The sequence below is a fragment of the Xanthomonas euvesicatoria pv. euvesicatoria genome (genome assembly GCF_020880415.1).
GTDB lineage: Bacteria > Pseudomonadota > Gammaproteobacteria > Xanthomonadales > Xanthomonadaceae > Xanthomonas > Xanthomonas euvesicatoria.
Window position 1 is genome coordinate 17,926 of the sequence record NZ_JAJIUJ010000029.1, and the last position, 23,515, is coordinate 41,440.

Consider the following 23,515-nt stretch of genomic DNA (forward strand, 5'->3'; position numbering starts at 1 on the left):
CTGAAGATGACTGATTCCGGTGAGCTGTACTCCGGTGATCCGGTATTCCGTGGTATGACCCGCCCCGTGACGGTGGCGGGCATGCCCCAGCTGGTTTTTGCCGGGCTCCTTATCCTGCTGGTCCTAAGCGTCACGGCAGTGTTCATGCTCAAGTGGCACTGGATTGTTGCGGCACTGTTTGCGGCCATTGGCATTGTGCTGCTCATGGCTGCACGGATCGCGTGTGAAAGAGATCCGTTGGTCTTTCGATACATGGTGCTCAACCTTAAAACATCCGCTCCACATCTGCTCACGCGCGGCCGGTGGCGCGGCATGACTTCGGTGCCCCCTACCCCATTGAGAAAGCGATGAAAGCTGCGGTGGCCAACTGGTTCTCTCAAGAAGTAAGCATCTCCAGGCATCTGCCGTACCGGTGCCATGTCGCACCGAATATCGTCAAGCTCGATGATGGAAGCTTGATGACTGCATTCAGTCTCGCTGGTGTGGCCCACGAGACTGCAAGCGACTACGACCTTATCCAATGGCACAAGGCGTTGTGCAAAACGCTGCAATCCATTGCAGACCCAGATGTGTCGATCTGGGACACCCTAAATCACTACCTAATCCGTGACTTTGCGGACGGCACATTTGAGCCAGGCTTTGCTAGCGACCTCAATGAGGCCTACCGCCTCCGCTGCGCGAAAGAAAAGCTGTTCGCCAACGATCTTTACTGTGCGTTGGTGTTGCGCGGGCCTGGCTCGCTCGACAAGATGTTCAGCAGGAAAGCTAAAGGTAAGGATGCGTACTCGGAGGTTCTGGACCAGCGCATTGAGCGAATCAACCTGATCGCGCACCGTCTTAGCGCCAGCTTAGAGCGTTACAAGCCACGCCGACTTGGTGTACGTAGGAACAAAGGAGTCATCTTCTCGGAGACGCTTGAGTACCTGGCACTCATCGCTAACGGCTCTCCGACGGCAGTGCCGCTAACGAATCACCTGGCTTCAGATGTGATCTGCCGTGCTCGCCACACCTTTGGCACTGACACGTTTGTAAGAGATTTTGGTGGCCGGCGAGAGTACGGTGCGATCCTCTCAGTGTTTGCTTACCCTAAGAAGACGGAACCAGGTGATTTTGCCAAGACGTTGAGCCTTGGCTTCCCATTCATCATGACGAACTCCTTCAGCTTCATCTCAAAGCAGGCTGCTCAGGAGGCTATTAGCTTGCAGGCAAGGCGCATGGTAGCGAGCGGTGATGCAGCTGCCGACGAAATCGCCGCGTTTCCGAGATTGCAAGCGCGTCTTCAGAGTCGTGACGTTTCGCTGGGACGTCACGACATGCACATATGTGTAACGGCCGATTCCGCCGCTCAACTGCAAACACGGGTAGCCGAAGCCGAAGAGAACTGTGTGGATAACGGCTACACGATGACCAGGGAGGATTCTGCCCTGCAAGCTGCGCTTTACGCGCAGTTTCCGGGAAATGAAAAGTACCGCCCGCGCCGCGCTCCGATCACCTCGGACAACTACGCAGGTCTGATCGCCTTCTATAACTATCCTACAGGCCGACGCGAAGGCAATCAGTGGGGGCCGGCGACAACTATGTTGCTGACGGAGGCCGGCACCCCATTTTTCATTGCGCTACACGACATGCGGAGATCAAAAACAAAGGGCGGCGCTGAAGCGGACGATGACAAAGCGCCTGGTAACACTCTGATCCTCGGGCCCACCGGTGGCGGCAAGACAACGCTGCAGACGTTCCTGGTAGCTCAGTCCGATAAAGCCCGGCCAACTGTCTTCACCTTTGACAAGAGCCGTGGCCAGGAGATCTTTGTCAGAGGCAGCGGCGGGGTGTACAGCATCCTGCAGACGGGTCGCCCCACCGGTTTCAACTTCCTCAAGCTACCACCAACGGCTCAGAACATTGCTTTTGCTAGATCGATGGTGACGCAGCTCGCTTCTGGTGGTGATCCTCTGCCGCCTGACACGCAGCAGCGAATCAATGACCGGGTCGAGTACGTGATGCTGGAGGAGCCTTACGACAGCAGGCACTTGACGCATTTGCGCAGCTCGCTAGACACACGCGACGACAGCACCAAACGCCTGGGCGAATGGTGCGAAGGTGGTCAGCACCAGTGGGCATTCCCGAGCGGGGATGATGCAATCGACTTCAGCGGGTCACGCTATTTCGGCTTCGACTCAACGGACTTCTTGGAGAACGATGCCGTCCGTGTGCCGATCATGAAATATCTCTTCCATCGGGTTGATACGTACCTGGGCACGCGCCCAGTTATCATCAACATTGACGAGTTGAAGTCATATCTGCGCGACGACTATTTCACGACATGGGTTGAGAAGCAGCTGCTTCTAATCAGAAAAAAAGACGCTATTGCAATCCTCGGAACACAGCAGGTAAGTCATGTATTGGAGTCGAAAATCGCGTCGGCGTTAGTGGAGCAAACTCAATCGAAATTTCTGCTTCCAAATCCACAAGGAAAGTACAAAGATTACGTGGATGGGCTCGGACTATCGCAACAAGAATTTGAACTGTTAGCGTACGAACTGCCGGAAACCAATCCCCGCGCATTTTTGTTCAAGCAACCCGGAGTGAGCGCGGTCTGTAATCTCAACCTTGCAGGCATGAATCGTGAGCTTAATGTTTTAAGTGGAACCGACTTCCTGAATTTAAAGATGGAGTTGGCACGAAAAATCGCTGGTGAAAATCCTGCGAATTGGCTTCCGGTATATCACGAAATGTTAAGGAAAAACTAATCATGCGAAACAAACTTCTCATCGTCGCCGTTCTTCTCACGGCATCCGCATCCTCTTCAGCTCAGTTGGTCACGCTCGATCCGACCAACCTGGTTCAGAACATCACGCAGGTGCAGAAAGCTCTGCAGACCGTTCAATCGATGCAGAAACAGCTTCAGGCAACCGAGCAGGCCTATAAAGCGACAACAGGCGCGCGAGGCATGGGGTTGCTCAAGACCGACGTGACCAAAGACTACGTCCCTAAGAATTGGCAAGAAACGCTGGCTATGGCTCAAACGGGATCCGATTACGCCAAGCGCGTGAAGTCGATCCGCGACCTGGCCGGCGCGATTGGTGCAACAAAGATCAAGGGTCTGTCGGCGGAGACTAACAAGTTCGCCGAACAGAGCTCTAATCGCGAGATCAACTCACAAGCGATCGCAGCTGAAAGTTTTGACCGCGCCAATCAGCGCTTTGCGACCATTGGCGCTTTGGGCGCAAAGATTGAGAGTGCTACCGATCAAAAGTCCATCCTGGATCTGTCGGCACGGATTCAGGTGGAAAACGCCAATCTTCAGAACGAGTTGATCCGCATCCTTGCTGAGTCAAATGCCGCCCAGGCGGGTAGGAATATTGATCAGCAGCGGACGAACAACGCGCACCGCGCGGCAATTTCTAACTTCTAAGGGGCTAAACATGCGCTACCTACGTCTTCTTGCAGCAATCACGGTTTGCGCCAGCATGGTCGCCTGCACCCCGAAAACAACGGGTGAGAAGCTCACACTGGCCGATGGCCGCGTCCTGCTCATTCCCGCTGATGGCGACCTTGCGGCCTGGTCGGCCAACAACATCGCCGGAGACGACCTTAAGCCGGTCTTGGCAGCCTGCGCTAAGCAAGCCAGCTCGTCCGAGCGAATCGCTAAGCTGTGTCAGCTGACAGAGCATCGCCAGGCGGCAAGCGCTTTTTGAATCCTGCTTAGTCAGATGTTTTTTACGCGCCGGCTATGCCGGCGCATTTATTGGCGAATTCCATGGCTGCACCTACCTGCAATTTTGACCTACAAGTGGTTGAGTTCTTGATGAGCTCATCCACGCTACAGCTGCGCGAGCAAGTCGAAGCGTCGGCATCCGCAGTCGGCAGCTGGGCGGCTGGAATCGCCGCAGCTGGGATCAGCCTCTACGCCACTATGTGGGTTGTGAATTGGGCACGTGGCGGTAGCGGCGGAACCGTAATGGAGTTTGTAGTCTGGTGGGCGCGCGCAATGGTCTTCACCGCTATTGCTGGATCTGCCGCCTACTACAACAGCTTTGTCACCGACGTCTTCTGGCAGGCACCTGCGCAGATTGCCCAGGTCGTGGTGCAAGGGAAATTTGCGGCAAGCGACATCAAGATGGATGCCGAAGGGAAGCTACAGCTTGGCAACGCTCTCGATCAAGCGGCGACCAAGGGAATTTGTACTGGCACAAACCTATGGAAGGCAACTTCTTCATGGGCGCCGGTCGATTCTCTGGGGTACTGGCTGGCAGGCCTTCTTGTGATCGTTGGCGTTGTGATCTTCGTTGCAGTGACGGCGGGCCTTACATTCATAGGATACGCATCACTCGCCATCGTCCTGTCGCTTGGGCCATTGTTCCTGATTGCTGGAATCTGGGATGCAACGCGTCCGATGTTTGAAAGCTTTATGCGTACCGCGATTAATTACGCGCTATACGGAATTGTCCTCATGATCGTTGTCGGTCTGACACTCGGCTTGATCAATTCCTTCTCCACAAGTTCATTGTCTCAAGGCGGTGGAACAATCGCCGATGCAATATCGCTGGCCATCAGAAGCATGATTGTGTTTGCAATCGGGACAGCAATGCTATTCAAGGCTGATGACATCAGCTCCTCGTTGGCCGGCGGCGTTTCCATCGGTGCAGCCGGACTCGCAGCGAAGGCTGCGGCAATGGCTGCGAGCCCTGCGAAGGCGGCATTGAAGGCGGCGCAGATTGCAGCGAATCCTGGAAAAGCGATGGGTGAATTTGCAGGCGGCACCTTCCACCGCGACCCCAGAACTGGACGCATGGCATATCGGAGCCGGGCTGAGAATGCCGGCGAATATCAAGGAGCATTGACCAATGCACGCAAAAAAAATGGCATTCGCCGGAATCCGTAAAGCCAGATTTGTTGTGGCTATATTGATGTGCGTCTCTCTATGCGCATGTGCTTCGCGCTACTACCCGATAAATTCACCGCCGAACTTGAGCAGCCCCAATGAGCACCATTGAAGAACAATACAAAGAACAGCTCAATGAACCTGCTTTAGACCCCTTTGCAAAGGAGCTGGTCGAGGAAGCGCTTCGCTATGATGCAGATGCCATGGAGACAGCCAGGAAGCAGCGTAAGGCAGGCTTGTTGGTCGGCATGGTCGGAATGCTTGTCGGAGCAATTGGGGTTTCAGCAGCGGCGTATCTGGCGGTAACCAAGAAAGAGGTGCAGCCCTACCTGATTAGCGTGGACCCGCGCAATGGTGAGTATAGGCAGCTGTATGAAGTCGAAGAGTCGACCCTGACATATGGCGATGCCGTCGACATTGGGTTTCTGAGCACTTATGCGCGCGCCCGAGAGGAGTACAGCGAGCCAACCATCGAACATAACTACAACGTAGTCGAGCTCTTTTCAGGGCTTGATGAATTCAAGAAGTATCAAACCGAGATTAACCCAGAGAATCCGAATAGCCCTCTCACGAAATACCGTGGCGGCGTTGTTGATATCGAGATCCGCAATGTGTCATTTATTGGCAAGGGCGCTGCACAGGTCCGTTTTACAAAGCGGATTAGGTCTAGCCGCGCGTCAGTTGCTCCGACGTTTTACATTGCCACCATTTCTTATGAGTATGTTCGCAGAAAGATGACTGTAGCGGCACTCGGCATCAACCCTCTCGGAATGGTCATCCAGGACTATCGGATCGATGAGGAGACGATTGCTGCCCCAGTGACCCGGACCGCCACCGGAGGCCAGCAGTGAAGTATGGCGTGAGCGCTGCAATGGCCCTTCTCCTGACAGCCGCGCCGTTTGCGCATGCTGGTACGTCTGTGTCTCTCGATCAGAACGCCCGTGAGGTGAAATCGCGGTTCGACCCTCGCATCAGGGTAATTGAATATAACCCCCTAGATATTGTCACAATCAAAGGGGTGTTCGGGTACTCGACGCACGTTCAATTCGCTCCCGACGAGAAGATTACAAGCGTTGCAGCCGGCGACAGCCTTGCTTGGGATTTCATGCCTCGTGAGAACCACTTGTTCCTGAAGCCGAAGGAACCTGACGGACGTACTAACGTCGCAATTATCACCACAAAGCGGCTTTACCAATTTGTTGTCGACAGTCGCACTCGCGACAAGGTAAAACCAGAGGAAATGGAGCTTTTTGTTATATTCACTTATGAGAATGATCCCAAGTTGAAGCGGGATCAAGCCAAGGTAGATGCTGCTGTCGCGACGACGGTTAGCGCGATGGAAAAACCACCGAGCGTGGTCAACCGCAATTTCGATGGTTGTCGCAAGAACTCGCACATCAACCCGGCTGAAGTGTGGGACGACGGCAGGTTTACCTATCTCCGTTTCCTAGACGGACAACCCCTCCCAGTTGCGCTGGCGGTCATGCCGGACGGAAGCAGTGCCGTCCCTAATTTCAGGATGGATGGCCGCACGATGGTTCTCTTTGAAACGGCACCGCGCTTCAAGCTGACACTAGGCGAAGCTGAGTCGTGCATCGTCAATCGGGCGTATGGCACGTATGCAGCTCCAAATGACGACGGGACAACAGTGAATGGTGTTCAGCGATTTATGCGCCGGGGTGAGCAATGACTGAAGTCGAAGGAAGTCGAGGCGTTCCTCCGCTCAACGCAAAGTCGCCGGTATCAGGCCGGCTACGGCTACTGCTCCTGCTGATTGTGGTTCTGGTGTTCTTAGCCGGGATTGGGTTTGTGGTGCTGAAGAAAGTTCAAAAGACTGCAGCAGAGGACCAGGCGGCAGCGGAAGCTTCCGCCCCCAAGGACGAGGCCGCGCTTCCGAGCAAGATTACTCCCCTGCCCCCCTCCCTCCGCCCTGAAGCTATTGAGGCTGCTGCATCGGCTGCTAACTCAGCCGATGCAGCGGACGAAGCAGAAAGCTCAAGTGCAGCTTCTGGCAGCTCTTCATCAACGCTTGCACCGCTGCCTGGACAGGTAGCTGCCGGCAGCGTCGGCGCCGATGGCCAGCCGGCGCTTAGTCCAGAGGAGCAGGCGGCGGCAGACCTGGCAGCGCGCAGACAGCGTGCACCGGTACTGGCATGGTCAGCAGATGACGCTGGCGTCGCTGCCAGCACTAGCCAGGCAGGGGACCAAGCACCCCTCTCCGAGTCTGAGGCCTACATGCAGGCGATGAACTCGGCCATGCAAGCTGCCACTAGCATGGCGCAACCTGCAGGCGCATCGGGTGAGAAAAAGCAGTCTCTTAGTAGCCAACTCAAGGCGGACGACTTCGAGCCTGCGGTGGCATCACGTATCGAGGATATGAACTTCACCATGCCCGAGGGCACTATGGCTCGGTGCGGGTTGCGCAAGGCATTCAACTCCCAGCTCTCCGGTAGCGCGTCTTGCGTTCTGACGGCTCCCGTGTATTCGGCGAATGGTCGCTTTGTGCTGTGGGAAGCGGGTTCGGAGGTTACGGGTGTCTATGAGACAGGCCAGCTCAAGGCGGGTGCAACACGCGTCTTCGTTATCTGGACCAAGGTGCGCACCCCGTACGGCGTGGTGATCAAGATAGATAGCCCAGCTACAGATGGGTTAGGGCGTGCCGGAATCGGCGGCAAGGTGAACAACCATTTTTGGCAACGCTTCGGTGCCGCCATGCTCGTTTCGGTCGTGGACGACCTAGCGTCTTACGCTGTAGCACAACAACGCGGCGCAAGTAGCGAACAAACAAACATCAACTTCGGCTCTACAGCGCAGTCGTCAAATGAGGCGGCCTCGATCATTGTTCAGAACTCTGTCGGGATACCACCCACTCTCGATGCAAAAGTTGGCTCCATCGTCAACATCAGCCTTGCGCGTGATCTTTACTTCGGAAATGTGTACGGGTTTCAGCCAAAACCTGCGTTAGGAGTTGCACGATGAGCGACCCGAACGCTATGGATCAGAGTCGTTGGCGTAGCGTACGCACCGCGATGGGAGACCTGGCCAGTATCCTCGAAGAGGCGGACGGAGAGGTTGTCATCAATCGGCCTGGTGAGGTGCTAGTCGAAACGCCAGGCGGCTGGAATACGATCTCCGTCCCTAGCCTGAATTACAGGCGTTTGAAATCGCTGGCCGAGACGATCGCCACCGCGACGGCACAGAACGTCGATGAGAGAGAGCCAGTGCTGTCGGCAACATTGGCCACAGGCGAGCGCGTGCAGGTAGTACTTCCTCCAGCGTGCACGGCTGACACTGTGTGCTTTGTCTTCCGTAAACCGAGCAAGGCGGACTTCCCGCTGGAAAGCTATGAGCCGTCCGGTTATTTCATTGATACGAGGCTGTCCGCCGAGCTGTCCGACGAGGCGATCAGCCACCCTGAGCTGCTGGCAGAAGAGCGAGAGCTTCTTTGCTTGTTGCGTGATGGCCGGTTCACTGAGTTTTGGACGACAGCTGTCCATCACCATCAGAACATTGTGCTGAGTGGAGCTACAGGCTCAGGCAAGACCACCTTCATGAAGAGCATCGCGAACGTGATCCCGACCCAAGAGCGCTTGGTAACGATTGAGGATGCGCAGGAGGTGCTGCTGAACAACCACGCCAACAAGGTTCATTTGTTCTACAGCCGAGGCGGCCAGGGTGTTAGCAACGCAACAGCAAAATCCCTCCTGGAAGCATGCTTGCGTCTGTACCCGAACCGTGTCCTGCTCGCAGAGCTGCGTGGTGAGGAAGCCTGGTACTACATCCGCAACGTTATGTCCGGTCATCCCGGCAGCATCACGTCTATGCACGCCAGCGATGAGTTGGGGGTTTTCGATCAGTTGACTTTGCTTATCAAGGAGAGCGGCGCCGGCGCCACTATTTCCCGTGAGGACTTGAAGAGCATCCTTTTCGGTGCGATCGACATCACTGCTCAGGTGAAGAAAACGCCTGGTGGCCGTCGCTGTACGGGCATCTATTACAACCCATTCAAGAAGCGAGGCCTCGTGCTATGAGCGCCGATTCTAAGAAGCGCCTTGTTGCCGGAGCGCTCTGCGTTCCGCTTCTTGCTGTGATGAGTAGCTATCTGGGCAGCGTTGCGTTCGCTGCCATCGTGTGGCGCGGAAAGCCGCCGTTCCGTGTCATGCCGCACACCGTGTACCAGTACCTCAGCGAGTACGGATTCATCAAAGAGCTTCGTCTCCCGTTCCTGGTCGGAATCGGCATACCCACCTTGTTGACGCTCGCTGCCGTAGGTGCGCTGCTGTTCTATCGGAAGCGGCCCACGCTTCACGGCGATGGCCGTTGGGCGACCATGGCGGAATTGAAGAAGGCGAAGATGGTGAACGGTGATGGCATTGTGCTCGGCGAGCTCAATGGCAAGATCATCACCGCGCATCCAGAGCATCACATTGAGGGCCAGGCGCCAACCGGCGGCGGTAAAGGCATTTCGATCGTGATTCCGAATTTACTCACTTGGAATGGCTCAGTCGTTGTCAATGACATCAAGGGTGAGAACTTTGACATGACTTCGCGGTTTCGCGAGGCTTGCGGCCATAAGGTATTTGTCTTCAATCCTTCCGACGCAAAGCGTCGCACCCACCGCTGGAATCCGTTCTTCTACGTCAATCCTGATCCCGATTTGCGCGGCAAAGGATTGCAGCGCATCGCGGCGATGCTCTGGCCGCCAGAAGAAGACAAGGGCGAACCGTTCAAGCCGGGCGCACGCGGGCTCTTCACCACGATCGCGCTATGGCATCTTGAGAACGGCCTGGAACCAACGCTTGCAAAGGTTGCAACATTTGGCGCGACCATGGACGAAAAAGCTATCAAGGAGAAGATCACTGCGCAGCATGGCACTGAGGGCGAGTTCTCGGCCAGCATCGTGACCGGTTTCGCCGAGTTTTTTAACCTACCAGACAAGTTCAGAGAGTCCGTCAGAGGTGAGTTCAATCTCGGGCTTGAAGTCATCACCAAGGACCCACTGCTGCAGGCCGCCACCGGTGGCAATGACTTTGATGCTCGTGAATTTCGCAATCAACCCGTGTCGCTGTACGTCGTTACGCCCGGCCCCGACCTGGGCCGGTTGAGGAAGATCCTATCCCTGCTCTTCCAGCAGATCGCTGCGGAGAACACCGAGGTGGAGTTCAAGCTCGACCCGCTGCACCGAAACCAGCTTGCTTTCATGATGGATGAGTTCAGCTCTTTGGGCGATGTCGCGGCTGTTGTCGACCCTATCGCGTATTACCGCAGCTATGGCATCAAGCTCATCACGATTTATCAGAGCCAGAGCCAGGTTGAGGGCATTTACGGGGAGTCGCGCGCAGCAACGTTCTCAGAGAACCACAAGACAAAGGTTGTTTTCCAGCCGGCGACGATGTCCGAAGCAAAGCGGATCAGCGAAGAGCTGCCCAAGACGACGAGCTACAGCATCAGCACGTCAGGCCGAAAAATGGAGCGTAAGAGCATTTCTCACAGCGAGGCTGCTCGCCCTCTCATGCTTCCGGATGAGGTGAAACTGCTCCCAGAAGAGGATCTGATCATCTTCGCTCAGGGCATGCTTCCGGTCCGCATCAAGAAGCTGCGGTACTTCGAGAACAAGCTCATGGTCGACAGGCTGAAGTCGATCAGTCCTACCCTCGCCGCGCTTGGGCGAAAGCTCCCGTCTCAGGACGATTACAAAGCGGCGCGACGCAACGGCGACCTCGCCATCGTCGTGCCCGCCCTGAGTGTGCCGGAGCGTGAGTTCGGCACGTCACCACTGCCATGGAAGCCAGAGCCTGAAGCAACGCCGGTATTTCGGTCGCCCACAGCGGATGATGTGGGCAAGCTCGCCGAAATGAGCATCGGCGACTTCAAGGTTGGGGGCGAGTTGCTAGCGCCGCCGCCGCCTGAGAGCACACCGGAAGAGCGAAAGGCTTATGCCAACGACCTGCTCAGCAAGATGTTCGACTGATGCGCACAACAACAGATAAGCGGCAATTGTCAAGCACTACCTGCCGTGGTATTTTGGCGGCGTCGGGAAGTGTCCCGGCGGTTGTAGTCGAGCCAGCCAGCTCGGCTACGGTGAACCAACGCCCACGGAGGTCGTTTTTATGGCTAGCGACAATGCTTCAACGAAGGTGTACAACGAGATTGCTCGCAATGACGGGCAGTCTTCCCCGGCTGGCGATTTGCCGATTTCCTCAAAGTACGCAGACAACTATCTGCGGGATGGCAACGCGTACCGCTCAAGCAAGTTCCCAGACAAGATCGAATTTGTCGATCGCAAAGATCGCATGCTCATGTTTGGACGCGCCAATGCGTTCACTGTGCGCGCAATGGTCGACACAGCCGTCGAGCGTGGCTGGACTTCGATGGACATTCGCGGCAATAACCCGGTTTTCAAAAGCATGGCTTACGTGGAAGCTACCACGCGAGGCGTCGCCGCCACGGGTTATCAGCCTAATGCGAAGGATCACGAAGCAGTTGAGCGACGCAACACTCGCCAGGCGGCCATGGTTGATCCGAAAGTTCAGGCCTTCATGGCTGCTGGCACTGCAGCGCAGCAGAAAGCCGCAATCAAGCAATACCCAGAGCTCAAAGATGCCTTCGCTGCGCAAGCAGTTGGCCAAGCAGCCGTCAAGGCTGCCGCGCCTAACGAAGCCGATCGTGAGCAGCTGCTGGGGGCCCTCAACGACAAGATTGCTCGGCGCATCCACACCGGCGAGCCGATGCCCCAGATCCAGGTGCGCTCTCAGCACCAGCTGCAGGAAATCGAGCGCGAGTAATCGCGCTATGTCGTTAAGCGATCTTCGTATGCCCGCGCTTGCGGGCTTTCGTCATTGAGGGGAAAAACCATGAGTCAGCAGACCAGCTACGTCAATCCGCTTGCCAATCTGTCAAAGCCGCAGACCCGCACGCTCGCTAAAGCAATTCAGCAGAGCAAGTCTGCATCCGATGTCGTGGCACGCGCTCAGGCGGCTATCAAGGAAGCGCGTTTCAACATCAAAGCAGCTACCGGTAACGGAAGCGTCAAGGGCGCGGTCGCGGCGTTGAAGGAAGCCGAAGGCGGTATCGAAAAAGGCAAAGCGCAACAGCAGAAGCTTGAAGCACAGTTTGAAAAAAATCCCTGGCTGAAGCAGGGGTATGAGCAATACCAAGATTTGGTTCGCGCGGCTGGCACTGACGGCACCGCTAAATCCATGCTTGTGGAGGTCGACATTGATCTCACCATCGCAAGGGAAGATGCGCCGGCTAGCCGAAAGAAAGGTAAGAGCGAGCTACAGGGAAAAAACGATCCGGTTGAGATCCTGTTGAATGGGATCGCGGGAAACGTGGCTGTCGAGAAGCTTGCCGAGCTGGTCGATCTGGAGACGCCAGTCACGGGCGAGGCGAAGGAGGAGCCGCCAGCTGCAGGCGCCAAGAAGAAGCCCGCTGCAGAGCAAGCTACTTCCGTCGCAGCGCCAGTCGCTGCGTTGCGCTTTCCACCGCACTTGATCAATCGCTATCGCTTTCAGGGCGATGAGGTGTTGGACAAGCGCACCGACGCGGTTGTTTTCGTGGACAAGGGCAATGAGCTCAAGGCTCCAGCCAACGTAGAGCAGGAGACGATCGATGCAATGCTCGATACGGCTGAAGCACGTGGCTGGTCGTCAATCAGGGTTTTTGGCACTGACCAGTTCAAGTCAGGGGCTTACATAAAGGCCGCTAGCCGTGGCCTGCAGGTCGACGGCTATGAGCCCTCGCCAGAGGAAAAGGCAGCTGTCGCAGCGAATCTCAAGCTCAACGGCAAAGAAAACAAGATCACCGCAGTCGCTGCACGTGATGCCGCCGGCCAAGTCGCTACCGATCGTGTAGCACCTGTCCGGACGGCCTACCTAGAACCAGTGACGGCTGCGGCTCGCGGCAAAGCTGCAAAACAGTTCCCGCAGCTTGCGACAGCATTCGCGCTGGAAGCAGCTTTTGAAAAGACCCTTGTCACTGCACTTGGCAAAAACAACGACGGCGCCAAAGTTCTGATGGGACAGTTCCGCGAGCAGATGGCTATCAGGTTGGAGCGAGGCGAGAAGCTTCCCGAGGTTGAGGTGCGCGATCGTGCGCCGCAGCAGAGTAAGCAGCAGCAAGTCGAGCAACCGGAACGATGACATCGCGATTCAGGCGGAGAGAAACAAACTCCGCCTGAACCCAACTGGAGACATGGACATGACCACGAACAACACGCAGATCGAGCTCCCCGTTTCTCACGGCCTGGCCAAGGCCGTACTCCGCGGTCAACTGCTGAATCAACTCGGAGCTGCTTATGCGGCTAACCAGGACGCCGGCACCGGAGCTGCGGCCCTCGCGGCGCGCGAGGCCTTAGCCACCCACTCGGATCTCACTGACGCCGAGGCCAGAGCGGTGCTCACGCAGGGGGGGTTACAGCTATGCAATCGCTGACACAACTTGATCGCGACAATATCTCGCGTTTCACATACGACGCGCTCAGCCAGTTCACGGAGCAGTCTGACCGCCCTACCCTCACGGTTGTGCTCGGCCAGACCGGTACGCCTCGCGAAGTCGTGCAGTCCGATCTTGCCGAGAAGCAGATGTCAGCCGGTGGAGCCGTAGTCGTCGGCTCAAGTGATATGGAGCGGGTCGCCAACGGCTATGGGCTCGCTTTGGACGAGCGCCAGGCGAACAATCTTGCTTCGGATGTCGCTGCGCTTGCCATTGAGGACAAGCGCAGCGTCGTTTTTGCCCCCGCCCCTACCCTTGATGATGGTTCGCTATCTGTGATCGCTGCAGCCCGCAGGGCCGGCTATCGAGTTGAGGTTGCGGCCTTGGCTGTCAATCCTCAGCTAGCTGCCGCACAGACGTTGCAACGCGGCCTGGCCGATGCGGGCCGCGTGCCTGCGACGGACAGAGAGCATACGAGCGAGGCAGTTGGTGTGCTGAAGCAGTTGCGTCGCATTGAAGCCAATGGTGTTGCCGACAAGATCGGTGTCTACGACCGAGCCGGCAACGCTGTTGAAAATTCGTCTGGCGAACTGTCGGCGTCTGACATTTTCAGCCGTGAACGCGAACGGCTGAGTGGCTTTGACAAAGTTCAGCTGGCTGCTTCATTCGAGGAAACTGCAGAGGCGTACGAGCGCCTGGGCGAGGAGTTGTCCTCCACCGCTCAGCGTCTCCGGCAACAGGCGCACTACCAGGTCCGGCAAGATCCGAACCTCGCCGCTAGCTTTGATGACAAGCATCCAGAACACCGTCATACAAGTATCGAGCTTGCAGCTGATTACGGTGAAGAGCTGGGGCGCCTATTCGATGCAGGGAACACAGCAGCTGTCGTCACCCATCCCGAGCTCACAAACGCATTCGTCGTGCAGCGCGTTACCGCCCTTCTGGCAAAGGAACAGAGCGCACCGGAGATTGCGGCGGCTGGTGAAGCTCGGATACATCGAGCTCTAGTCGAAGCCATTCCGATCCGTGCGCCCGAGATTCGAGAGCAGCGCAGCCTTGAGATCGAGCGAGCTGCTGCTGAAGTGGAGAGATAAACGCAGTTCTACCTAGCCCCGCACAGCGGGGCTTTTTTTTGCTCTCGCATCTAGCTCCAGGACCGAGCACGCGGCCTGCAGCTGGCCACCGTGGCATGCCGGCGCAGCAGACCCGCATCAGAGGGCGACCAGGCCGCCTGCAGACGCCGCCGCCGGCGGTGATCCACACCAGGTGCCCTATACGCCCCGTTCGGCCGCACGCGGCCTGCAGCTGGCCACCGTGCTGTGCCAGCGCAGCAGACCCGCACCAGAAGCGACCAGGCCGCCTGCAGACGCCGCCGCTGGCAGTGATCCACACCAGGTGCCCTATGCTCCGTTCGGCCGCACGCGGCCTGCAGCTGGCCACCGTGGCATGCCGGCGCAGCAGACCCGCACCAGAGGGCGACCAGGCCGCCTGCAGACGCCGCCGCCGGCGGTGATCCACACCAGGGGCCCTACCCCGCCCCGTTCGGCCGCACGCGGCCTGCAGCTGGCCACCGTGGCATGCCGGCGCAGCAGACCCGCATCAGAGGGCGACCAGGCCGCCTGCAGACGCCGCCGGCGGTGATCCACACCAGGTGCCGCACGCGCTCCGTTCGGCCGCACGCGGCCTGCAGCTGGCCACCGTGCTGTGCCAGCGCAGCAGACCCGCACCAGAAGCGACCAGGCCGCCTGCAGACGCCGCCGCCAGCGGTGATCCACACCAGGTGCCCTACCCCGCCCCGTTCGGCCGCGCGCGGCCTGCGGTTGGCCACCATGGCATGCCGGCGCATGAGTGCAGCACCAGGTCGACAAGAACGCTTGCAGGTGGCGCTGCCGGTTCGATCGCAACAGGCCCCCGGTGTCTGAGGAATTGCGTGCGGTGGTGTTGATGCGCCGGCACCCACAGAGCGGGCGGGCTTGGGGTACGCGGCAAGCCGGGCAGGTGCAATGCAAAGTTCAACTGAAGAACAAGCGCAAATAGACAACGAACCCGCTCAAACCCGCCATAGAAAGCAGCGAGTACACATAGCACTGATCACCGCTAATCAGCCCCTTGCGCCTTGCAAGGAGCAAGCCCAACACCATCACTACAATCATTCCGGTCGCAATGTGCGACGCATTATCGAGCATCATGAAGAGGTACTTCCCTAGGTGTTGCGGGGTCTGCCTTCAGGTTGATTCACAGATTGTGACCACCTCAGCGGCCGGTTCAGGGATCAGCACCAATCCACGACTCTGCGTACCGATCGGAAGCTTGTCGATTTCAATAGCAGCTTCGTCTGGTAAGTCCTGCAGTAGCGCCTTCAACTCGCCAACCGTCTTGAAGATGGGCGATGCCTGACGTCCCGATGAAACGATCGTGCTGTCTTTGCGGAATTCCCGGGTCATGGTCTCTGCTCCTATGAAGTGAGTTCAGTGCAACAGTGCAAGATGGTGGTAACGGTGGCCACCGCCGCCAGACCAGCCAGCGTCTTGGCCGATCCTGCCTCGTAGCCTCACATCGTGTTCCCATGAACAATACGGGTGTGGTTGAGCGCATTGGTGTAGTTCAGCGACTGACGCTCATTCATGACGCAGCGCGCCAGGTCCACAGAAATGAACAGTGAATCGCCATCACGCTCCGCGCTGAGTCCGCGCGCACGGCAGGCTGCGATACATTCGTCAACGAGTTTCTGGGTGATTCTTTGCTGGAAAGACCGTAGATCCACGATGTATCTGCCGCGCATAGGTGCACTCTCGCCAGACAGACGGTTGATAGAAGTATCGATGAAAACATCCAACTGCTGATTACTTACAGGCACGGTGGGCACTCCTTAAATGCGATAAGGTGACTATAAGGATGCAATAAGAGGATTGCAAGCAAACATCGGACTGCTCGTTCACCGCTCCACAGCACATGTACGGTAGGCACGTCTGAGACGACCAGGTCACTTGCAGGGGGCACTGGCGGCGAAAAGCTAGGCTCTGCAGCAGGTCCGCGAAGGCGAGAGTGAGCACATGAACCATAGACGTACCAACGGTTGCAACTACTTATCCCAGCACCTAGAATGTCTCTGTTGACTACGCAGACAGCAGAAAATTTGTCGGCGGAGCTGCGAAGGCCATCTAGATGGTCATATGAAGGGAAATTGCTAGCGCATAAGTTGTTCACTTGAGTGTGGAAACTTGCTAGTGAGGCCGTCCTTCCTCGTAGTCACACACTTAGCTATTCGCTTATTTGTTAATAGCTCGAATCTTGGCCTCGGTCGCGTGATAACACGTAACCGGGGCCAAGTACGTTATGGGCCCAGCGTTCAGCAGCTGGAGCACAGCCAGGCCGTGGTACATACCCTCCCCCACCTTCAATTTTTGATGCGTGTTGAAAATCAGCGACTGCTGATCGTGGTTTCTATTGGTACGGATGGTGCTTCTAGGGCTGTAGGCTTTGGTTATGATTTCGAGGATCTGCTCATTGGTCAAAGCGTCCTTGGTGCTTCTCGAATCGCAGACGTGATGAATTGCCGCAACGGTGATTTCGATCCCGCGCACGGTTACCTGCGGCCATCCCTGAGCTAGGCAAACGCGGTTGATCTCATCAACCTGTTTTGGAGTCAGCAGGTAGCTAAAGGTGTATGCCACCTCAACGTTTTTCCTGGCTGCGGGGACAGCCAGAGCGAAAGAGAAGAGCTGGGAAAAAGCACGAGCAAGCATTTTTTCGCTTGCCGCGAACGAAACCTTGGCCTTCAAAACATTCCCCAGGAGGGCATACAACGACGCGTGCGCCGCGCGCTACAGCGTTGCGAAGAGAGCAACCGTTCCCACAGCACTACTCACGCTCCAGATCAGGCCGCCCTTGCTCACGCCCGTTCGTTTGCACCTCGGCACCATCGTTGCGGGGAGCGAATTGCACACGAACGGCCGCTTCAACCCTCTCTCTCCGGGTCACTGGTTGTGGCATTTGCGCCACAAACGCGCGAATGGCAGCAGCATCGGCAACGCTCCCCGGGTCACCGACAGTGTCTAGCGCGGCAGCATAGTCTAACCAGCTCAAACGAGTGCTCTGCTGACGCTTCCTGGTTGCGCCCTCCCATGGGCGCTCACCAGCCGCCACCTGACCCGTCACCACCGCAATTGCCTCACGCAGTTCTTCGACGCGAATCGTTGATTCTGCTCCGCGTCTTTGTATGTGGTAGATGGAATTCTTGACCGATTTCGTGACAACCCCACGCATCTGCCGACTCGTTGCCTCAGCCTCCACAGCCTGCTCTCTGAGAGCCTGGGCAAACGCTTCGCGCCACGACTGCAAATCGTCAGGCCCGGGATTCAGTCGCTCACCGTTGTAACCGCGTGCAAGCACAGTGACATGTACGTGGGGGCTAGGCGTATCGGTGTGAGTGACCATTACATAGTCGAAGCGATCACCAAACAGGCGCTTCGTTGCAACTCTTGTCGCGTCCGTTACCGCAACTCGCGGCGTGCCCTCCGGCATTGAGAAAACGACATTGACGGTGTCTTTTGCGTTGTTCTGGCGCCCGCCGGGGCCAGCCTCCCGGCGGGCAAACCACTCCTTGGCTAAAGCGCGAACCTCTTCCGCACCAATCACCAGCGAGCCGTCGCTGGTTTCACCTTCTAGCTTGCCGTTGCGATGGGTATACGCCAAGTGCTCGGAAAGATGACGGAGCCCCTGTGTCTTCCCTGTTACTGCGACCACAACCTCAGGCGCCCTGCGCGCAACGCGCATAACTCCATCGTGCGAGATGGGCTTCTTTTTCGGCCCGCCGCCAAAGCTCGGGAGTTTCGATGCGCGCCCACGGCGCGCCTGTCCCGGGCCGATTCGCAATTGGTCATTAGGTTTCTTATCGCTCACATCAGTCCTCGGCACGATCCAATGCTGACGCTATGACGGTCTCAACGCGAACCCGTAGCCGCTTCACCTCAGCCAGTAGCTCAACATACAAGTCGACATTTCCGTACCAGCGTCCTTCCCGATTCAAGCGATGGACGACGGTATTTAGATTGCGGCCCACTGCTCCCAATGCCTTCGTACTCTCCATTAACGCCTCCACCTCAGCCCGAGCAAAAACCGGTGCCTTTCTCGTCTTAGAACGAATAAGAGCAGTAATCCAAGCCGTCACCGAATACCCCATTGCTGCGGCGTGGGCTTTTAACTCGGGCCTATCGGCTTCACGGACACGGAAATGCACCGACTTGAGCGCAGCCGAATTATCTCCCGTCTGCGATGTGTCTGGCTGCGCAACGGTGCCGGTTAAGCGCTCTGCTGCAGCGCAGAGCAAGGCATTCGTCGACAGGCCCTGGGACTGGGCCAAGGCGTCAAGCTTTCTCCATAGATCCGGCGGCATGCGTGTCTGACGCGATTGCCGTGCGAGGGGGGGGGAGTGTTGAGGGGGCGACGGGGTGTTCACAAGGCTAGTTTAGCCGAAGTGATACCACGTTGCTACACGAAACAATATCCTGCCCTAGTTCCCCCTCCCCTCGCTAAAAGTACTGCCGCAGTACTTTTAGTGCCTTGGCTTTCGGTTTGGCTTCTGCCGTGCATTGCACGGTGAAATCGTTGAGCAGGGGTGGATTGCGCGCGGCGGCTCGTCTGCCGCGATGGTTGGGTCAATGCGGGGCGGTGAAAAATCCCCTTCAGCGCCCAAAAAAAAGGCGACCTTTCGGCCGCCGTTTTAGGGGTGAATAGCGAGCGAAGGTCACCCAACTTCAAGGCGAAGCAACCGCAAGGAATTGATGGGGTAAGCAACCAAACCCCCATCACCCAGGCGGACCAGGGCATGGCCCGGATTCTTGCTCTCTGTCAGCTCTAGCAAACCGAGCTCATCGCCGGTATTGAGGTCACCGACCACGACGCGCACCGGAGGTGTGGACGGAGTAGGGGATCTGGCTGGACGCTGCGTGCCACCTTCGGTTTTGCCTGATTGCGGCGCGGCAGGCTTAACTGGGTGGGATGTAGCGTGCAGGGTGTCCTTGTCAGCTCCATCACCGTGGTCGCTTGCGGGCTTTTGGGTGCCGTCATCAGCAGACATGGTGGACAGGACGGCGGAGCCCTGCAAAACCGGCGGAGTACTGGATGGTGATTCACTGCGATCTCCGGCCACCAGCCTACGCACTCTGCTGCGCGTGATCTGGCTTTCCGGAGTTGCTTCGGCAAGCAGGTTACCAGCTGCTTCCCCCAGCTGCTCGCGTGCACGCCATAGCTCAACTAACGTTGTAATCCCGGCGACTACGCCACGCTTGAGTGCATCGAGGTAAGCAGGATCCATCTTGCGTACCGCCAAGTAGTCGCCGATAACCTGCTTGGAGCGGCCCACATGCTCAGCGATCTGTGTTGCAGACATGTTGTGTTCGTCTGCGAGACGCGCATAGCCAGCGACTAGGTCGGCCTGCGTCAAATCAGAGCGCTGCACGTTCTCGACCATCTGCTTTACCAACAGATTGGACCCAGCAGCGGTGTCTGTTTGAATGGCGCGAATCTCTGAAAGCTTCGCTTCCTTGTGAGCTTGCCAACGACGCTCACCCATTACGATCATCCATTCACCTGGACGGCTCGGGTGAGGGCGAACGACGATGGGCTGCAAAAGGCCCTGTGCTTTGATGCTGTCAGCCAGTTCCGTAATGGCTTGCGGATCAAATTCCTTACGTGGCTGGTCAGGGTCGGGATGCACAACGCTGACCGGAAGTAGCGAAACACCCTCACCAGTGGTTTGCCCTATCGGCAAGTCGATCAGGTTTGAACTTTCTGAAAGGCCGGCCAACGCCGACTCCAGGCCTAAATAGTCGGGTTTTTGCTTCTTCATGCGGCCGCCATTTTGTTGTGTAAGTATTCGCAAATCTGGGCCATTTCTTTTCCAGCCTCACGAGCTGATGCGCTGCCCAAATCCCAAACCGGCTTGCGTGCGGCTTGTGCTTCACCGACTGCAGAGCGCATCGGGGAATAGACGGGAAGAATTCTTTCGCCGTGATCGTGCAGCAAACGCGTCAAGGTCTCCCGGTGACGGGGGTACGTTCGATTCACCTTCATGACTAGGATGCCCAAGAAGTGCAGTGGCAGTCCGTGCCTACCTTTCACTTGAGCGATCTGGCGGTGCGTTTGCATCATGCTAACGACACCTTCAAGCGCGTACGTCTCTGGCTCAATCGGGCAGACTAGGCACTCACACGCAAACAAAGCTGCGTGCATCCTGTTGCCGAGACTTGGACCAACATCGACAACGATCCGATCAAAGGACTCGCCCAGCAGATTTAGTGCCTTCACGAAGCGCATCAGGCTCGATGTGGGCTCTTTGTCGATCTCGACTAAACGCCGGTCAGCTGACAGCAGCTGCACTTTCCCCGGCGCGGCAGTAACTTTGACAGTGGTCGGATCGAAGTCGGCCCCGAACAATTGCGAAGTGGTAACGCCCTCGATCTGGCGGCCTGCCAAAGTTGAGGTCGCATTTCCCTGCGGATCTAAGTCACAGACCAGGACGCTTTCGCCTTTTTGCTCGGCGCAGTACCAAGCCAGATGGGTTGCGATCGTCGTCTTACCGACGCCACCTTTCTGATTCACGACGGCGATGCTTTTCATTTGCCCTCCGTGGTCTTTTGGACCAGCAACCCGTGCTTCTCGGCATACTCGTAACCGGCCCTTGTCAGCACCTCCTGGAAAGATAATTTGGTGTCGACGCCGTGAATCATCAGTGCGCGCCACAGTTCGTGGGGCATCCTCGACGTGAATTTGGCGATGTCGCCAGCGGGTTTAATCTCCTTGTTGGACATAGATCAGTGCGACTCCGTTTGGCCATGTACCGCCATCAAGCTCGTTGAGAATTTCCATCCCCGCCATTTCCGCTTGGAACCAAGCAACGACCTGGTCAGAGTTGGGCGTTGCCTCGTCAAAGTCTGAATTTAGATCTGCCGCCTCCATCGCGGCGTTCTGAGCCTCTTCCGGTGTGAACCCCGCTTCTGTAAGCACTGCAAGCGAACGTTCGACTGCCGCCTCAATGTGCCGATCCGGCCCCTCATACCAGGCAATCCACAATCCCATTTTTGCCCCTTTGTAAGTTAGCGTCGCACTAGTGCGACAGTGGATTTTCGCCCGTTGGTGGCCTGCTGTCAAGCCAGCTTGCCATATTGCCATCATCTGCTGCCACCAACTCCTGCTGACTCCAATGCGGTGACTCACCTATCTAGTGCAGGGCGGTTTGCACACAAACCCGGTTGAGCCGAGCGTTCTTGCTCGGCTCTTTATCCGGGTCTTAGCGCCCGTAGGGTCGCGCGCAGCGCGAGGGCGACGATCGCTCCTTGATCGTTGCGCCGCTTAGACCGCCCTCCGATATCAGTGCAGGTGTAGCAGCTGATAAAGCGTCGGCAGAATGCCGACTCCTTATGCTTCTGTGCGGGCATGGATGCCCGTGCAAGGCCGCAGCGTAGCGGAGGGGTGCCCCCATGGATGGGGGAGGTAGGCGGCGGTTCCCTAACGCCGCGTGATATCCACAGAAAACCGCGATCTCTACCGGCAAAGCTAATTTGCAGAACAAGCGGAGCAACTACCGGTTTAGGGGGGTGCAAAATACGCGTGAAAAACGGTGCAAATTCCGCGCATATGCCGTGCAAATTCCGCGCAACTGCTAGTGCGGATTCCGCGTGGATAACACAGGAACACCACAGGCTTGTGCACAAGGCGGGGCACTCAGGCTTTAGCATCAACAAAGGGTGCAGATTCCGCGCGCGCCGCTACGGCTTGCCTAGCCGTGCTGGGAAGTGCGCTAGCGGGGGAACAGAGGTGCAGATTCCGCGCAGCGCAAGGCTTGATGTGTGGGGTGCACATTCCGCGCGGATCGTTGGGGGGTGCAAATTCCGCGCGGCCTAAGGGGCTGCAGTTAGCGGTGCGAATTCCATGCGCAAAACGAGGCGAACTGTCTGTCGGGAAATTCCCCACTCAAGCTAGGGGGTGCAAATTCCGCGCAGCCTACCCGAGGTGAACGTGCCTGCATTTGCAATGCAGACACGCAGGGGGTGCAAATTCCGCGCGGCACCCTGTGCCTCGCGTCATAGGTCGCCGTGCTCAGTCATTGAATAGCCATTGAGGCCTCCGATGATCAGATGGTCCAAAACGCGGCCATCGATCAAATGCAATGCATCACGGATCCTCTTCGTAATCGCGATGTCTTCAGGCGAGGGAGTGCAGCGACCGCTAGGGTGGTTGTGGAACAACACGACGGCGACTGCATTGTGCGAAAGTACTGACTTGACGATCTGACGCGGGAAGATGCTTGCTTGGTCAATGTCGCCACGAAAAACCGTCTCAATGGCAATGATTTCGTGGGCTATATCCAAGTGAACCAAACCAAATATTTCGTGTTCAAGATGACCGCAATAGGCACTCAGATAGGCAATCGCATCCTTTGGGGCTTGGAAAGCACCCTTACGGACCAGACGCTTCCTCTGGATTTCAGCCGCCGCATCTAGGATGGCTTGATCTTCAGCGGTGATGCGATAGGCGGTCTCAGTGTTCATGCTCTAAATTGTCCTCATATTGGGTGAGTCAGGGCTTTGTTCTGGCTTGCTGCCTGTTCACCAGGCAGGTGTGCCGCGCGCACCTGCATGAGCAACCTGCCGTCGCAGTCGGCGTGCGGGGTCAAGGAGAGGCGCACCGCGCCTCAGCTGTGGCGACTGGCGCGGCCCGCAGCCGAAGGCGAGGACACGGGTCGCCACAGCGGTCCTTGACGCGATAGCGCGCTGACGAAGACAGCAAGGACGCGGCGTCGCGTCCGCGCAGGTGCCGGCATCGCCGGCACCGAAGTTGATCAATGGCTGTTGGCAGCTTTAATCACTTCAACTTAACGGAATGCTCCACGTGGAGCCCTCAACAGTGAGGCGGCAGCGACCTGGATCTGCCGGCAACAGCGGCGACCTAGCGCAGCTCCTCTGCAGGCGGCGGCAGCACGGCCGGCGCCGTTGCAGCTGCTGGCGCCCGAGAGTGGCCTGCGCACGGCCCGGGCACGCGAGGCGGAAGCGGGATGGATCTGCCGGCGACAGCGTCGACCTGGTGCAGCGCCTGCAGGCAGCGGCCGCACGGCCGGCGCCGGTGCAGCTGCTGGCGCCCGAGAGCGGCCAGCGCCAGGCGCTGGCCACGCGAGGCGGCAGCGGTATGGATCTGCCGGCG

General features: G+C 57.5%; 24 protein-coding genes. 14 read left to right on the forward strand and 10 right to left on the reverse strand.

What is annotated here, in order from left to right; all coding sequences use genetic code 11:
• Positions 1–6: 6 nt before the first annotated feature.
• The 14 genes from LN450_RS04570 to LN450_RS04635 all read left to right on the forward strand — a co-directional run bounded on the left by LN450_RS04570 (position 7) and on the right by LN450_RS04635 (position 14,409).
• Positions 7–351 (forward strand): VirB3 family type IV secretion system protein, encoded by a 345-nt coding sequence (locus tag LN450_RS04570; RefSeq protein ID WP_209271218.1) that lies wholly within the window; start codon positions 7–9, stop codon positions 349–351.
• Positions 348–2,747: a VirB4 family type IV secretion/conjugal transfer ATPase gene (locus LN450_RS04575; protein ID WP_228892643.1), complete on the forward strand. Its 2,400-nt coding sequence runs from the start codon at positions 348–350 to the stop codon at positions 2,745–2,747. Before LN450_RS04570 ends, LN450_RS04575 begins: the two co-directional genes overlap by 4 nt.
• Before the next feature lie 2 nt (positions 2,748–2,749).
• Complete coding sequence (locus tag LN450_RS04580; RefSeq protein WP_228892645.1) at positions 2,750–3,412, forward strand: type IV secretion system protein; 663 nt, start codon at positions 2,750–2,752, stop codon at positions 3,410–3,412.
• A 10-nt stretch (positions 3,413–3,422) separates the two neighbouring features.
• Positions 3,423–3,695, forward strand: a complete 273-nt coding sequence (locus LN450_RS04585; protein ID WP_209271215.1) for a hypothetical protein — start codon at positions 3,423–3,425, stop codon at positions 3,693–3,695.
• A 62-nt stretch (positions 3,696–3,757) separates the two neighbouring features.
• Positions 3,758–4,882, forward strand: a complete 1,125-nt coding sequence (locus LN450_RS04590; RefSeq protein ID WP_228892647.1) for a TrbL/VirB6 family protein — start codon at positions 3,758–3,760, stop codon at positions 4,880–4,882.
• 98 nt (positions 4,883–4,980) lie between these two features.
• Positions 4,981–5,733: a VirB8 family type IV secretion system protein gene (locus LN450_RS04595; protein ID WP_228892650.1), complete on the forward strand. Its 753-nt coding sequence runs from the start codon at positions 4,981–4,983 to the stop codon at positions 5,731–5,733.
• Positions 5,730–6,572, forward strand: coding sequence for a TrbG/VirB9 family P-type conjugative transfer protein (locus LN450_RS04600; RefSeq protein WP_228892652.1), 843 nt, complete (start codon positions 5,730–5,732; stop codon positions 6,570–6,572). Before LN450_RS04595 ends, LN450_RS04600 begins: the two co-directional genes overlap by 4 nt.
• Complete coding sequence (locus LN450_RS04605) at positions 6,569–7,861, forward strand: TrbI/VirB10 family protein (RefSeq protein WP_228892654.1); 1,293 nt, start codon at positions 6,569–6,571, stop codon at positions 7,859–7,861. The genes LN450_RS04600 and LN450_RS04605 overlap by 4 nt, the downstream gene beginning before the upstream one ends.
• A complete protein-coding gene (gene virB11, locus LN450_RS04610; protein ID WP_228892656.1) occupies positions 7,858–8,913 on the forward strand; it encodes a P-type DNA transfer ATPase VirB11 in 1,056 nt (351 codons plus the stop codon). Before LN450_RS04605 ends, virB11 begins: the two co-directional genes overlap by 4 nt.
• Complete coding sequence (locus LN450_RS04615; RefSeq protein ID WP_186008797.1) at positions 8,910–10,853, forward strand: type IV secretory system conjugative DNA transfer family protein; 1,944 nt, start codon at positions 8,910–8,912, stop codon at positions 10,851–10,853. Before virB11 ends, LN450_RS04615 begins: the two co-directional genes overlap by 4 nt.
• 139 nt (positions 10,854–10,992) lie before the next feature.
• Positions 10,993–11,667, forward strand: coding sequence for an LPD7 domain-containing protein (locus LN450_RS04620; protein ID WP_144422462.1), 675 nt, complete (start codon positions 10,993–10,995; stop codon positions 11,665–11,667).
• A gap of 69 nt (positions 11,668–11,736) precedes the next feature.
• Positions 11,737–13,023, forward strand: coding sequence for an LPD7 domain-containing protein (locus LN450_RS04625; RefSeq protein WP_228892658.1), 1,287 nt, complete (start codon positions 11,737–11,739; stop codon positions 13,021–13,023).
• Between the two features lie 58 nt (positions 13,024–13,081).
• The gene (locus LN450_RS04630; protein WP_209271208.1) at positions 13,082–13,315 is read left to right on the forward strand and encodes a hypothetical protein; all 234 of its coding nucleotides are present in this window, start codon (positions 13,082–13,084) and stop codon (positions 13,313–13,315) included.
• The gene (locus LN450_RS04635) at positions 13,303–14,409 is read left to right on the forward strand and encodes a zeta toxin family protein (protein ID WP_228892660.1); all 1,107 of its coding nucleotides are present in this window, start codon (positions 13,303–13,305) and stop codon (positions 14,407–14,409) included. The genes LN450_RS04630 and LN450_RS04635 overlap by 13 nt, the downstream gene beginning before the upstream one ends.
• Positions 14,410–15,540: 1,131 nt before the next feature.
• On the opposite strand, the gene LN450_RS04640 is transcribed toward LN450_RS04635, so the two are convergent.
• The 10 genes from LN450_RS04640 to LN450_RS04685 all read right to left on the reverse strand — a co-directional run bounded on the left by LN450_RS04640 (position 15,541) and on the right by LN450_RS04685 (position 22,866).
• A complete protein-coding gene (locus tag LN450_RS04640) occupies positions 15,541–15,759 on the reverse strand; it encodes a hypothetical protein (RefSeq protein WP_228892663.1) in 219 nt (72 codons plus the stop codon).
• 107 nt (positions 15,760–15,866) lie between these two features.
• Positions 15,867–16,172, reverse strand: a complete 306-nt coding sequence (locus tag LN450_RS04645; RefSeq protein ID WP_144422784.1) for a hypothetical protein — start codon at positions 16,170–16,172, stop codon at positions 15,867–15,869.
• Between the two features lie 412 nt (positions 16,173–16,584).
• Positions 16,585–17,097 (reverse strand): hypothetical protein, encoded by a 513-nt coding sequence (locus LN450_RS04650; protein WP_144422783.1) that lies wholly within the window; start codon positions 17,095–17,097, stop codon positions 16,585–16,587.
• 79 nt (positions 17,098–17,176) lie between these two features.
• Positions 17,177–18,217, reverse strand: a complete 1,041-nt coding sequence (locus tag LN450_RS04655) for a relaxase/mobilization nuclease domain-containing protein (protein ID WP_144422782.1) — start codon at positions 18,215–18,217, stop codon at positions 17,177–17,179.
• A gap of 1 nt (position 18,218) precedes the next feature.
• Complete coding sequence (locus tag LN450_RS04660; protein WP_144422781.1) at positions 18,219–18,677, reverse strand: hypothetical protein; 459 nt, start codon at positions 18,675–18,677, stop codon at positions 18,219–18,221.
• A gap of 384 nt (positions 18,678–19,061) precedes the next feature.
• Complete coding sequence (locus LN450_RS04665; protein WP_228892665.1) at positions 19,062–20,165, reverse strand: ParB/RepB/Spo0J family partition protein; 1,104 nt, start codon at positions 20,163–20,165, stop codon at positions 19,062–19,064.
• On the reverse strand, positions 20,162–20,935 hold the full coding sequence (locus LN450_RS04670; RefSeq protein ID WP_228892666.1) for a ParA family protein: 774 nt from the start codon (positions 20,933–20,935) through the stop codon (positions 20,162–20,164). The genes LN450_RS04665 and LN450_RS04670 overlap by 4 nt, the downstream gene beginning before the upstream one ends.
• Positions 20,932–21,126 carry a hypothetical protein gene (locus tag LN450_RS04675; RefSeq protein WP_228892668.1) on the reverse strand — a complete coding sequence of 65 codons (195 nt, stop codon included), beginning with the start codon at positions 21,124–21,126 and terminating at the stop codon, positions 20,932–20,934. Before LN450_RS04675 ends, LN450_RS04670 begins: the two co-directional genes overlap by 4 nt.
• Entirely contained in the window at positions 21,107–21,394 is a 288-nt protein-coding gene (locus LN450_RS04680; protein WP_209271263.1) for a hypothetical protein, read from the reverse strand. The genes LN450_RS04675 and LN450_RS04680 overlap by 20 nt, the downstream gene beginning before the upstream one ends.
• Before the next feature lie 1,004 nt (positions 21,395–22,398).
• Positions 22,399–22,866: a JAB domain-containing protein gene (locus LN450_RS04685; RefSeq protein WP_228892671.1), complete on the reverse strand. Its 468-nt coding sequence runs from the start codon at positions 22,864–22,866 to the stop codon at positions 22,399–22,401.
• Positions 22,867–23,515: the final 649 nt, after the last annotated feature.

Coding starts and splice junctions, on each gene's coding strand:
- LN450_RS04635 (WP_228892660.1), top strand. CDS start 13,303: ATGCAATCGCTGACACAACTTGATCGCGACAATATCTCGCGTTTCACA.
- LN450_RS04675 (WP_228892668.1), bottom strand. CDS start 21,126: ATGTCCAACAAGGAGATTAAACCCGCTGGCGACATCGCCAAATTCACG.
- LN450_RS04640 (WP_228892663.1), bottom strand. CDS start 15,759: ATGACCCGGGAATTCCGCAAAGACAGCACGATCGTTTCATCGGGACGT.
- LN450_RS04670 (WP_228892666.1), bottom strand. CDS start 20,935: ATGAAAAGCATCGCCGTCGTGAATCAGAAAGGTGGCGTCGGTAAGACG.
- LN450_RS04585 (WP_209271215.1), top strand. CDS start 3,423: ATGCGCTACCTACGTCTTCTTGCAGCAATCACGGTTTGCGCCAGCATG.
- LN450_RS04580 (WP_228892645.1), top strand. CDS start 2,750: ATGCGAAACAAACTTCTCATCGTCGCCGTTCTTCTCACGGCATCCGCA.
- LN450_RS04575 (WP_228892643.1), top strand. CDS start 348: ATGAAAGCTGCGGTGGCCAACTGGTTCTCTCAAGAAGTAAGCATCTCC.
- LN450_RS04605 (WP_228892654.1), top strand. CDS start 6,569: ATGACTGAAGTCGAAGGAAGTCGAGGCGTTCCTCCGCTCAACGCAAAG.
- LN450_RS04625 (WP_228892658.1), top strand. CDS start 11,737: ATGAGTCAGCAGACCAGCTACGTCAATCCGCTTGCCAATCTGTCAAAG.
- virB11 (WP_228892656.1), top strand. CDS start 7,858: ATGAGCGACCCGAACGCTATGGATCAGAGTCGTTGGCGTAGCGTACGC.
- LN450_RS04620 (WP_144422462.1), top strand. CDS start 10,993: ATGGCTAGCGACAATGCTTCAACGAAGGTGTACAACGAGATTGCTCGC.
- LN450_RS04630 (WP_209271208.1), top strand. CDS start 13,082: ATGACCACGAACAACACGCAGATCGAGCTCCCCGTTTCTCACGGCCTG.
- LN450_RS04570 (WP_209271218.1), top strand. CDS start 7: ATGACTGATTCCGGTGAGCTGTACTCCGGTGATCCGGTATTCCGTGGT.
- LN450_RS04595 (WP_228892650.1), top strand. CDS start 4,981: ATGAGCACCATTGAAGAACAATACAAAGAACAGCTCAATGAACCTGCT.
- LN450_RS04590 (WP_228892647.1), top strand. CDS start 3,758: ATGGCTGCACCTACCTGCAATTTTGACCTACAAGTGGTTGAGTTCTTG.
- LN450_RS04685 (WP_228892671.1), bottom strand. CDS start 22,866: ATGAACACTGAGACCGCCTATCGCATCACCGCTGAAGATCAAGCCATC.
- LN450_RS04665 (WP_228892665.1), bottom strand. CDS start 20,165: ATGAAGAAGCAAAAACCCGACTATTTAGGCCTGGAGTCGGCGTTGGCC.
- LN450_RS04615 (WP_186008797.1), top strand. CDS start 8,910: ATGAGCGCCGATTCTAAGAAGCGCCTTGTTGCCGGAGCGCTCTGCGTT.
- LN450_RS04680 (WP_209271263.1), bottom strand. CDS start 21,394: ATGGGATTGTGGATTGCCTGGTATGAGGGGCCGGATCGGCACATTGAG.